Source organism: Nostoc sp. UIC 10630, from assembly GCF_010747425.1.
In the GTDB taxonomy this organism is placed as follows: domain Bacteria; phylum Cyanobacteriota; class Cyanobacteriia; order Cyanobacteriales; family Nostocaceae; genus Nostoc.
In genome coordinates, this window is sequence record NZ_JAAGOG010000231.1 from 1 (window position 1) to 10,691 (window position 10,691).

At 42.8% G+C, this 10,691-nt stretch carries 12 protein-coding genes; 7 read left to right on the top strand and 5 right to left on the bottom strand.

Annotation, left to right across the window (positions count from 1 at the left end; all coding sequences use genetic code 11):
• Positions 1 to 2,063: ABC transporter ATP-binding protein (locus G1O98_RS32660; RefSeq protein ID WP_163937271.1), on the bottom strand; the 2,063-nt coding region annotated here is incomplete at its 3' end.
• A gap of 211 nt (positions 2,064 to 2,274) precedes the next feature.
• Positions 2,275 to 4,182 carry an ABC transporter ATP-binding protein gene (locus G1O98_RS32665; RefSeq protein WP_163937274.1) on the bottom strand — a complete coding sequence of 636 codons (1,908 nt, stop codon included), beginning with the start codon at positions 4,180 to 4,182 and terminating at the stop codon, positions 2,275 to 2,277.
• A 463-nt stretch (positions 4,183 to 4,645) separates the two neighbouring features.
• On the opposite strand from G1O98_RS32665, the gene G1O98_RS32670 reads away from it, so the two are divergent.
• From G1O98_RS32670 to G1O98_RS32695, 6 genes are all read left to right on the top strand, one after another.
• On the top strand, positions 4,646 to 5,077 hold the full coding sequence (locus tag G1O98_RS32670; RefSeq protein WP_163937277.1) for a GNAT family acetyltransferase: 432 nt from the start codon (positions 4,646 to 4,648) through the stop codon (positions 5,075 to 5,077).
• 151 nt (positions 5,078 to 5,228) lie between these two features.
• Positions 5,229 to 5,534 carry a metalloregulator ArsR/SmtB family transcription factor gene (locus tag G1O98_RS32675; RefSeq protein WP_163937280.1) on the top strand — a complete coding sequence of 102 codons (306 nt, stop codon included), beginning with the start codon at positions 5,229 to 5,231 and terminating at the stop codon, positions 5,532 to 5,534.
• 21 nt (positions 5,535 to 5,555) lie between these two features.
• Positions 5,556 to 6,410 (top strand): phosphate ABC transporter substrate-binding protein, encoded by an 855-nt coding sequence (locus G1O98_RS32680; RefSeq protein ID WP_163937283.1) that lies wholly within the window; start codon positions 5,556 to 5,558, stop codon positions 6,408 to 6,410.
• Positions 6,391 to 7,245 carry a phosphate ABC transporter permease subunit PstC gene (pstC, locus tag G1O98_RS32685; RefSeq protein WP_243458615.1) on the top strand — a complete coding sequence of 285 codons (855 nt, stop codon included), beginning with the start codon at positions 6,391 to 6,393 and terminating at the stop codon, positions 7,243 to 7,245. Before G1O98_RS32680 ends, pstC begins: the two co-directional genes overlap by 20 nt.
• On the top strand, positions 7,238 to 8,080 hold the full coding sequence (gene pstA / locus G1O98_RS32690) for a phosphate ABC transporter permease PstA (RefSeq protein ID WP_163937288.1): 843 nt from the start codon (positions 7,238 to 7,240) through the stop codon (positions 8,078 to 8,080). Before pstC ends, pstA begins: the two co-directional genes overlap by 8 nt.
• Complete coding sequence (locus tag G1O98_RS32695) at positions 8,077 to 8,880, top strand: phosphate ABC transporter ATP-binding protein (protein ID WP_163937291.1); 804 nt, start codon at positions 8,077 to 8,079, stop codon at positions 8,878 to 8,880. The genes pstA and G1O98_RS32695 overlap by 4 nt, the downstream gene beginning before the upstream one ends.
• Before the next feature lie 178 nt (positions 8,881 to 9,058).
• On the opposite strand, the gene G1O98_RS32700 is transcribed toward G1O98_RS32695, so the two are convergent.
• Positions 9,059 to 9,319: a hypothetical protein gene (locus tag G1O98_RS32700; protein WP_163937294.1), complete on the bottom strand. Its 261-nt coding sequence runs from the start codon at positions 9,317 to 9,319 to the stop codon at positions 9,059 to 9,061.
• Between the two features lie 35 nt (positions 9,320 to 9,354).
• Between G1O98_RS32700 and G1O98_RS32705 the strand changes: the two genes are divergently transcribed.
• On the top strand, positions 9,355 to 9,660 hold the full coding sequence (locus tag G1O98_RS32705; RefSeq protein WP_163937298.1) for a hypothetical protein: 306 nt from the start codon (positions 9,355 to 9,357) through the stop codon (positions 9,658 to 9,660).
• A 109-nt stretch (positions 9,661 to 9,769) separates the two neighbouring features.
• Here G1O98_RS32705 and G1O98_RS32710 read toward each other — a convergent pair whose 3' ends face one another.
• Both G1O98_RS32710 and G1O98_RS32715 read right to left on the bottom strand, forming a co-directional pair.
• Entirely contained in the window at positions 9,770 to 10,279 is a 510-nt protein-coding gene (locus G1O98_RS32710) for a GNAT family N-acetyltransferase (protein ID WP_163937302.1), read from the bottom strand.
• 108 nt (positions 10,280 to 10,387) lie between these two features.
• A complete protein-coding gene (locus tag G1O98_RS32715) occupies positions 10,388 to 10,624 on the bottom strand; it encodes a hypothetical protein (protein WP_163937305.1) in 237 nt (78 codons plus the stop codon).
• Between the last annotated feature and the right edge of the window lie 67 nt (positions 10,625 to 10,691).

Below are 10,691 nucleotides of genomic sequence, written 5' to 3' on the forward strand. Positions count from 1 at the left end.
AGTCCTATGTGGCCGTCCGCCGCGTCATTCGCACCGTGCTGGAACAGGCTCGCCCGGTCTACACGCACCTTCCTCTCAAGTTCACTCGATGCCGTGCGTGGCTCAAGCTCAAAGGCGATCGACACCGGGCCGGATTGCTCCATCACCTCACGCGCGAACACTTCGACCGCTTCATCCGTCGCGCCGCTGCTCTTCAAGACCTCCGCGATAAATCCAAAAACTTCCGCAGCGAATCCCCGCTCACCGAAGATCAAATTCTCCGTCAGTTCTGCATTCAGCATGGTCCTGATGTCACCGAAGGCCCTGACGCCAACTGGATTCCCGCGACTGCGGTTGTCGTCGTCGATGAGGCTCACCTGTGGTATCCGATGACTCGCAACCAGACCGGGGCCGATACGCCCTTGCTCAAGTACGTATATCCTATCTACATAACGTGTCGCCAACAAACGGTGAGAAACTAATACTGTAGTAAGTCCATTCCTGATCGCTCGCAATTGCGATAGAACTAAAGCCTCAGTTTTAGTATCTAATGCAGAAAAACAATCGTCTAACAGCAAGATGGGGGTCTGGCGAATCAGTCCACGAGCTAGGCTGGTTCTTTGTTTCTGTCCACCTGATAAAGTTACCCCACGCTCGCCAATCAATGTGGATAAACCTGCACTAAATTTATTAATTGTTGCTTCAAGCTGTGCATATCGAGCAGCCTGCCAAATAGATTCGGGTGGTCGATCTGGCTTATCGAATGAGATATTTTCTGAAATTGGTGCTGCAAATAAGAAAGCATCTTGGGGTACAAATGACAGATTCTGACGCAAGTGATTCAGTGGAACGTCTTTTAAATCTTGCCCATCCAATTTGATTTGTCCACTATTAGGCTCCAATTGCCTGGCCAGCAGTCGTAACAAGGTAGATTTGCCAGAGCCGACACGACCGATGATAGCAATCATTTCGCCAGGGCTGATACTCAGGGATATCTGTTCTAGAACCAGACGCGATGCCAGCCCAGCACTAACTGGGTAACTATACAATAGATTTTCAATTGCAATTTCGCCATTGATAGGCTGGGCTGATAAGCTTGTTGGAACATCTTGAATCTCTGGCTTTTCATCCATAATCTCAAATACTCTGGTTGCAGCTGTAATGGCATTGAGCAAAGCATACATAACAAAACTGCTTTCCTTGATCACCCCCAAAATCATTGCTAAATAAAAGATGAAAGCTGTCAGCGTGCCAACACTGATTTGCCCAGCTAAGACTTGCTTACCACCCACACCAACAACGATTAAGGTCATCAAACCACTACTCAGCACAATGGAGGCAGTGAGAATAGCGTTCAAATTGATCAACTTTTGATGAGCTAGCGCATAAGAATTTGACACGCCTGTAAAATGGTTAATCTCACGCTCTTCCTGGGCATGAGACTGAATGGTACGAATACCCTTGAGGTTTTGCTGTACTGTTTCTGTCAACTTACCAAAACCCGCTTGTACCGCTGCCGATGCCAACAAAATACGCCCAGCTAAATACCAGCCGTTAACAACTATTACTACTAGCAAAGGAAGGAGCAACAATGTCAACTGGAGCGATTGTTGTAACATAAAAATTGGGGCAATCAACGTCACAGCAATAAGGCTCACTAATCGATGCACACCAGATCGGAAAAAGCGACGAATGGATTCCATGTCATTAGTCGCTCGTGCAATCAAGTCACCCAAATGATAGTTTGCATAGAAGCCACGACCAAGCCTTTGTAAGTGTGCATAGAATGCTTGCCGTAAATCATAAGATATATAAATTGAAATCAGTGCATTTTTGCGACGGCCAAAGTGCAGGATACCAAAGCGCACAACTGTCAAACCAAGTATCGCCAGAGTCGGTAATAAAATATTTTCATCCTCTTTTGAAATCAAATCGATACCGACTTTTAAATAGATCGGAATGACAGCTTCAACAACATGAACGCTCAGAAGAGCTATTACTGCTATTAACCACTGAAAACGATAAGGTTGGAAGTAGTAAAAAATTCGCTGCAACACAGTTAAAGTATGTAAATTTGATTTCATTTTCTTATCAGTTGAATTTGGCTGTATAGAGAAATATTTCTATTAGATAAAAGCAATTATTTTATCAAATTACTCAATAACAGCAATTTATATTAATAAGACTTACAGCCTGTAATTCCCAATCAAATAATAAAGTTAATACAGTTGGCAAATCAGCTTAGTTAAGATTCATTTTTTGTACAAACGTATTTCTGAAAAATTGCCTCAATATTTAGACATCCTGAGTTAGGCGGGATGATGTGTTTTCACGTCTACGTTTGTACAATTGCGCTTCATAAAGGGTTTTATAAAAACCATTACGAAGCATTAATTCCTTGTGGTTTCCTACCTCCACTAGTTGACCATGATTTAAAACCACAATGCGGTCTGCTCGGCGAATAGTCTGTAATCTGTGGGCAATGGTGATAGAAGTTCTGTTGGCTGTTACTTTCACCAAAGCTGCTTGTATAGCAGCTTCAGTTTCCGGATCAATACTAGCAGTGGCTTCATCCAGAATCAGAATTTCAGGATTTAAGGCAATGACACGAGTAAACGCTAATAACTGGCGTTGTCCTTGCGATAGATTTTGGCCACGGTCTTCCAATACCGTATCAAAGCCTAGTGGCAAGGCTTCAATGAAATCTAGAGTCTGTATTAGTTCAGCGGCTTTTCGAGCATCTTCCCGCGTAATAGTTGGATTACCCAAGGCGATGTTGTCATAGACAGTACCAGGGAAAAGATGAAAGTCTTGAAAGATAATACCTACACGCTTGCGGATCTGTGCAGGATCTATCTGCATGATGTCGATGCCATCTATGAATAAGCTATTTTCAGGCACATCGTAGAAACGACAGATGAGCCGCGTCAATGTTGTCTTGCCAGAACCAGTGGGCCCGACAATGGCAATGTTTTCTCCTGGTGCTACAGTAAAATTAAAGTGACAAATAACTGTTTCGCCGTTTTCATAACAAAAATTCAGATCGCGAAACTCAATTCGACCTTCCAAACCTTCAGGTAAGGGTATAGGTTGCAACGGCACGGACAAAGATTCCTTCCTGTCCAACAACCCGAATATGCGATCGCTTGCTGCCGCCGCTCGAAACACCGCATTTGCTTGATCCCCCAAAGCCACAATCGGACGGAACAACATATCGCTAAATTGCAAGAACAACACGACCGATCCCAGGGTAGTAGTCTGGTTCAGTACGTGTTGCCCACCTAACCAAAAGATACTAGCGATCGCTAAATAGGATATGTTGTCGATGATCGGATTGTATACAGTCTCTGCCATGATAGCCTTAGTCTCGGCTACTTTATTGGCTTGGTTAATAGCAGAGTACTGTTGAAAGCTCAGTGCTTCTCGCCCGGACATTTGCACAATTTCAATTCCCGATAAGTGTTCGTGCAAATGCTCGTTGAGACGCGATAAGGTGGCACGGATGACCTGATAGATCGAACTAGAATAACGTCTAAAAATTACGATTACACCCGCCACAAACAACATCAAAGGTGATAGTTTTACGGTAAGCATCGCATCCAAAGACAACATTACGCTTACAGCAACAACCAATGGAATTAATTCTCCAGCCAACGCACCGACACCAGTCAAAAGTTCGGACAAACTCTCGATATCGTTAGCAATCCGGGTCAATACCTGCCCGACCATAACCCGATCGTAAAAAGCAGATGGCAAATGCTCAACATGGGCAAACAAATCGCGGCGCAAGTCACTCAAACCCAACAGTGCCGCATAAGACAGCTGAGAGCGGAAGGCATACCCAAAGCCAGACCACAGCAGTACCCAAAGTAAACCAACAAGGGCGGCAGCAATTATTTGTTCAGTGTTTAATGTAGTTGCTAACCATTGGATTAATGCCGTTTGTCCATAATCTGGTAGATCAGTCCGGTAATTATGCATCAAGATCCCGTCCACTACCACCCGGCTTACTACAACTGGTATCAAAACGGCAGATGTAGCCGAAAGCATTGCAAACAGCAGAGCTAACGAAATGCGCCAGCGATACGGAGCCATCCAGTGCCGCAGTCGCCAGACATTGCTGACAAAGGAGTTACGCTTATTGATTGATACTTCAAAGGGGTCAAGCCGACCAAAAATGTTAGAGGTCTTTGATGATGTCATAGTTTGATCCCCCAGGACGAATGGCATTAACAAGTTAGATCAGTCTTGTATATAGATTTGTGACTGCTTTACAGGTTGCTTTTAGTTGTGGCAAAGTTAGTTTTTCGCTAGGTCATGTAATCATTGCTTTTTTGATATATTTGCTACTAGAGCAATCTGTAAATTTCCGGTCTTCTTGATTCAAGATTAAGCTGATATTTTACTTCTTCTATTTCCAACTGCTTGTTTTAGTTACTGGAACCACTTTGAACAAAATACTGTTAATCGGTCAAGTTATCGTATTTAATGAAGTTTAATAGTCTCATGAACCAGAGTAAAAAGCAAGCAGAAAAATATATAGCAATTCTTGCTATGAGAATGATTAGTTAATTCTTGGCTTATGCTTTGTGTCGGGCGTAAATCAACGGGATGGTTTATCAAGGTAGTGTGATCATAGCGATGCTATGCAAATAGCATGATTACGATGGCAGATATAGAGATCCGAACTTTTGAACTTACTGATGAGTCTGCCGTCATTGCCTTATGGATACGGTGTGGTTTAACTCGACCCTGGAATGATCCCAAAAGGGACATTGAGCGAAAGCTTTGTGTACAACCCCATCTTTTTCTTGTAGGTACAACTGGGCAGAAGCTTATAGCAACAGTTATGGCAGGGTATGAGGGGCATCGAGGTTGGATAAATTACCTTGCAGTTGCCCCACAATATCAGCGTCAAGGAATTGGAAGGTTGATGATTTTAGAAGCCGAACAACTTCTTGTGGAAGCAGGTTGTCCGAAAATTAATTTGCTAGTGCGGACTACAAATAGCGAAGTTATTAGATTTTATGAACGTTTGGGATATGTTGTTGACGATGTTATCAGCTTGGGCAAACGTCTTGAATCCGATGAGTCATGATCTGAATTGCGATGCTATTCATGCATAGTCTGTAATTGTGCGATCCTGTTCCGCACTTTCTATCACTCTGGAAAAAGAAATATGATAGACTCTAGAAGGTTTGAAAAATTTTTCATATCAATGATTATTCAAGCCATAGCAAGGATAAGTGATGAACTTTAAAAATGCATCATCTACAGACTTTTGCGCCCGTCAACTTAAAGCTTTAGCAGATACGACACGTCTATCTGTTGTGAAAATTCTCATGGAAGGCCCGAAACACGTCGGAGAACTGAATGCTGTCTTGAAGCTAGAGCAGAGTTTGTTATCCCACCATTTAAAAATTTTGCGGGAAGCAGGTTTTGTGGAGGCGACACGAGATGGCAAGGCAGTACTTTATCATTTTGTACCGACGATTCGACAGGTCAACACTGGTAAAGCAATTGATTTAGGCTGTTGTCTGCTCTGTTTTGAATAAAAATTTAGACGCAATTTTTCGATGAAACAACTCAAAACCCTAGCATTTATTAATGTCGGTTTCACAATTTGCTTGGGACTACTATCTTGTACGCAATCTTCAAAAACAGCTACTCAACCAACCAATCAATTACAGGGAAAGTTAGTTTTAACAGGCTCTAGTACAGTAGCACCGTTGGCAGCAGAAATTGGTAAGCGATTTGAATCAGAGCATCCTGATGTACGAGTGGATGTGCAAACAGGAGGTTCATCTCGCGGTATTGCTGATGCGCGTACAGGCGTTGCCAATATTGGGATGGCATCTCGTAGCCTCAAAGAGGAAGAAAAAGACTTACAAGCTTTTGCTATTGCCCGCGATGGAATTGGCATTATTTTGCATAAAGAAAATTTTATAAAATCCCTCTCAAATCAACAAGTTATCGATATTTACACTGGTAAGATTAACAACTGGCAACAAGTTAGTGGCAAAAATGCACCGATTACAGTTGTCAACAAAGCTGAGGGACGTTCTACGCTCGAATTGTTTCTTGGCTACTTCAAACTCAAGAATAGCGATATCAAATCATCAGTTGTGATTGGGGACAATCAGCAAGGCATTAAGACAGTAGCAGGTAATCCTAACGCCATTGGATATGTATCTATTGGTACTGCTGAATTTAGTATCAACAACGGCGATCCGATTAAGTTATTGCCTTTGAATGGAGTCGCAGCTACCACAGAAAATGTCCGAAATGGGAAGTTTCCACTTTCCCGTCCCCTGAATTTGGTTACTAAAACTCAGCCGGCAGGGTTAGAGGGAGCATTTATTGAGTTTGCACAGTCGCCGCAAGTCCATGAAATTGTTAAAAAGCAAGATTTTGTCCCCGTCTCAAAGTGATATCGTTCTCCTGTGGATATTACGGTTATTAGCTCTAATCACAAGTATTATTGTTGTCTTAATTACCGGATTCTTATTACTCGAAGCATTGCCGATACTGCGACAGGTAGGATGGTTGCGTTTTCTCAGCGATCGCTCTTGGCATCCAGCTGAAGGATTATATAACCTGATGCCGATGCTGTGGGGAAGTCTGTTGGTGACACTCGGTTCTGTGCTGTTGGCTGCACCTTTAGGGATTGGCTCGGCAATATTTTGTCAGTATTATGCTCCTCCTTTGGTTGGCGGATTTTATCGGCAGTTAATTGAGTTACTGGCAGGTATTCCTTCTGTAGTTTACGGGTTCTGGGGTTTGGTCGTCCTCGTGCCACTGATTGGTAAATTCCAACCACCAGGAGCAAGCCTGCTAGCGGGAATCGCTATTTTGACATTAATGATTTTGCCAATGATCACCTTAACAGCACAAGCCAGTTTTTCTGAAGTCCCGACTGAGTATTTACAGGGTGCAGCCGCTTTAGGAATTTCTCGCTGGGCAACAATCAGAAGCGTTATTTTAACGGCTGCTAAGTCTGGTATATTTACTGGTTTGATTTTAGGAACGGGACGGGCTATTGGCGAAACAATGGCAGTTTTGATGGTTTGTGGCAATGTCGTCCAAATACCCACAAGCTTATTTGACCCCCTTCGCACCCTCACTGCCAATATTGCTTTAGAAATGGCTTATGCCACAGGAAATCACCGTTCAGCACTGTTTGTCAGTGGCTTGTTGCTGATGGTGGCGATCGTCGCTTTAGTAGGCGTTGCCGAAGTTATAAGCAGGAAAAACATTTATGGCTAAAAAATCGCTTCCACTACCTACTCTTGTCCTTTGGGCGATCGCTTTATTTGTCAGTGCCGTTTTCTGCTGGATTTTAGGCGATATCGTGTGGCACGGTGTAGGGCACATTTCCTGGGAATTTTTGACAACTGAACCTCGAAATGCGGGACGCGAAGGAGGAATTGCCCCGATTCTGATTTCTACTTGTCTGATATTGGGGGTTTGTATGGCGGTTTCTCTCCCCCTTGGTGTTGGTACTGCCGTACTGTTAGCCGAGTTTACAGCCACTGAAAGTGTCTTTGGGCGTTTAGTGCGTCGCAGTTTGGATGTGTTGGCGGGAGTCCCATCTATTGTTTTTGGCTTGTTTGGTAACGCATTTTTCTCGATTCAGTTGGGATTAGGCTTTTCGATTTTGTCCGGTGGGTTGACTTTGGCTTGTATGGTGTTGCCAATTCTGATTCGTTCCACAGAAGCAGGATTTCGGAGTGTTCCGGCTGATTATCGATTAGGGGCTGCGGCTTTAGGATTATCACGCACTACCACATTAGGCAAATTGCTATTACCAGTAGCGACACCTGGATTAGTTGTGGGTCTGGTTCTGGGAATTGGCAGAGCGATCGCTGAGACAGCCGCACTGATTTTTACCAGTGGTTATGTAGATCGAATGCCAGAGTCATTACTTGATTCTGGGCGATCGCTATCGATTCACATTTTCGATTTATCAATGAATGTAGCTGGCGGGGATGCTAACGCCTACGCCTCTGCCTTGGTGTTGTTGATTTTATTGTTGCTGGTAAATGGTATCGCAACGTGGACAGCCCAATTTTGGTTAGGTAGAAGGATTACATCTTCATGAACAAATCGCAACTTAGACAAAATTCTCGGTTATCTCTGCCTTCAATGCAAACCGAGCAACTGAGTTTATATTATGGCAAAAAAGCTGCTTTTACAGACGTAACCATGCCGATAGTAGCAGGTAAGATTACTGCACTGGTGGGGCCTTCTGGCTGTGGCAAAACCAGTTTTTTGAGTTGTCTCAATCGCTTGACTGATTTAATACCTCATACTAAAGTTGTAGGAAGCATTCGTTTAGATGGTTTAGAAATTCTCAATAATCGCATAGATGCGATCGCCCTACGTCGGCGTGTGGGTACCATCTTTCAAAAGCCTAATCCTTTCCCCTTCTCAATCTGGAAGAATCTGGCATTTCCACTACAAGAACACGGGATCAAAAACCGCGAAAAACTTGATTGGCTGATTGAAACCACACTTCAAGATGTCGGACTGTGGAACGAAGTCAAGGATCGACTCCATACCTCTGCCTTATCTCTGTCTGGTGGACAAAAGCAGCGTTTGTGTATTGCTCGTGCTTTAGTCCTGCAACCAGAAGTTTTATTATTTGATGAACCCTGTAGCGCCCTCGATCCGATTTCTAGCGGGGTAGTTGAGGATTTAATTGCCAGTTTGCGAGGACGTTACACAGTGATAATTGTCACTCACAACCTCGCTCAAGCTAGACGCATTGGCGATTACGCTGCCCTGTTTTGGGTACAAGCAGAAATGGGAAGATTAATCGAGTATGGTACAGTCGAACAGATTTTTACCGCACCACAGAACGATTTAACGGCTGGTTATGTGAATGGTATTCGCGGGTAGTCTTCACATCCACACTGGTAAATATTGTTTCCTACACCCGACACCCAACCCCCCACACCCAGACCTAGCGATAATTTCACGTTTACAAGCGTGCCATTAGTTAGTTGACCATTAATTTAACTCTAGTGTCACTCAGGCGCAATGAGTTTGAGGTGATTACCCCAAAGTTAGAATAACTTCAGGCTGTTGCTGATGGCTCCTCACCAATTCCCAGTTCCTTCTTACTATGCTTTAACTGTTTCCAAAGTCCCTTAATTTGCTGATAAGCATCTTCTGGGTCAAGCTTACCATTGCTTTCTAAACTGGTGATCATGCCAACTTTTTGAGCAAATTCTTGCAAGTTAGCATTAAACACTAAGTTTTCTGGTTTAACTTGTCCGTAGTAGCGACCACGAGGGTCAAGGAATTTATTTTTGTCTTCCTCATGAGACTGGTTCATGGCTTCACCTCCCTACTAATAAGTTTTCATCAATAATGAATGTCAATCCAGTTGCAACTATCTCCTTAGCAAAATGGCTGCTTGGAAATATAGTTAGTGATTGCTGGAATTATGAGCCTTTTTTTAGTATGACTCATAGTCCAAAATCATCAAATGTAGAGTGGAAGAATTTCAGCCATTTAGCTTCTTGGCTGCCAGATGGTCTTGCCATGAAGCTAAAAATAGCCCCAGAATCGAATCTCATTCAGATTGCTGAAGCGTTAGAAAATCAACTATCCCAATTACAACAGGAATTGGGAGATAATTCAGACACACAATTGCAATCGTTGATGAGCTTGTGAAATGCTTTCGACCGTAACTGAAATTCGCGGCATAACAGCTGCGGTCAGAGGTTGCTAAAAAGTCCAACTCAACACGAGTGGCTTTCTTAAATCCGCTGCACTGCAATTGTTAGACATCAGAAATGAACAAACTAACACTTTTACTATCATCAGATAGTTTAATCATTCGCTCAAAGCTTAGTCCTAGTTTTTTGAGCAGCTTTGCTGAACCATAATTGTCCGGTGTAGTGATAGCGACAATACGAGTTAAGCCGAAGGTTCTTCTCCCATACATGATGACAGCAGAAGCAGATTCATAGGCGTATCCTTTTCCCCGGAACTTAGGAAGAAAGGCAAACCCAACATCCACATCCTCCAAGGAATCTCTTTTTATCAAACCGCAAATTCCAATCGAGACGCTCTTCCCCTTTAGCTCAACCAAATACAATCCGAAACCGAGACGTTCATACATAGCAACCAGATTCTTCAAAATATATTCACGAGCATCATCAAGAGTTCTCACACCTTTATCACCAATAAAGCGCAACCACAAAGGGTCATTCAATATCTCAAGAATGAACTCGCTATCTTCAACTGTCAACCGACGAAGAACTAAACGCTCTGTTTCAAGAACTTTCATAGTCGAACACCAAGTTATTGATGTCTAACTATTTATTATGCTGATGAAATTGGGCTGATTGTTCCTATTGCTTCCTGGGTACTGCATGAAACTTGTTGTCAACTTACACTAAATTTGATTTACAACAGCTTTCAAACGCTTTAAGCGCTGATTTTGTTCTGACCACTTTTTGCAAGCATCTTTAACAATTTTTATCTCTGAGGGTGATAAATGCTCATCCCCTTGTCCAGAAGCTATAATTTTAGCTGCTATAACCGCTTTTTCATACTCCACACCGTACTTAACCAGTTCTGTGCAAAATATTTTTTCTCTTTCTTCTATTGATGTAAAGTAATTACTTGGCATTGTTCAACAGATAATATAAGTCTTATTTTGAAACTACATCAACTAAAATAAGTTTCCGTTTAAAATC

Excerpts from the sequence above, each read along its gene's own strand:
- G1O98_RS32665 (WP_163937274.1), bottom strand. The coding sequence starts at position 4,182 with ATGACATCATCAAAGACCTCTAACATTTTTGGTCGGCTTGACCCCTTT.
- G1O98_RS32675 (WP_163937280.1), top strand. The coding sequence starts at position 5,229 with ATGAACTTTAAAAATGCATCATCTACAGACTTTTGCGCCCGTCAACTT.
- G1O98_RS32680 (WP_163937283.1), top strand. The coding sequence starts at position 5,556 with ATGAAACAACTCAAAACCCTAGCATTTATTAATGTCGGTTTCACAATT.
- G1O98_RS32700 (WP_163937294.1), bottom strand. The coding sequence starts at position 9,319 with ATGAACCAGTCTCATGAGGAAGACAAAAATAAATTCCTTGACCCTCGT.
- G1O98_RS32695 (WP_163937291.1), top strand. The coding sequence starts at position 8,077 with ATGAACAAATCGCAACTTAGACAAAATTCTCGGTTATCTCTGCCTTCA.
- G1O98_RS32705 (WP_163937298.1), top strand. The coding sequence starts at position 9,355 with ATGAATGTCAATCCAGTTGCAACTATCTCCTTAGCAAAATGGCTGCTT.
- G1O98_RS32710 (WP_163937302.1), bottom strand. The coding sequence starts at position 10,279 with ATGAAAGTTCTTGAAACAGAGCGTTTAGTTCTTCGTCGGTTGACAGTT.
- G1O98_RS32715 (WP_163937305.1), bottom strand. The coding sequence starts at position 10,624 with ATGCCAAGTAATTACTTTACATCAATAGAAGAAAGAGAAAAAATATTT.
- G1O98_RS32670 (WP_163937277.1), top strand. The coding sequence starts at position 4,646 with ATGGCAGATATAGAGATCCGAACTTTTGAACTTACTGATGAGTCTGCC.
- pstA (WP_163937288.1), top strand. The coding sequence starts at position 7,238 with ATGGCTAAAAAATCGCTTCCACTACCTACTCTTGTCCTTTGGGCGATC.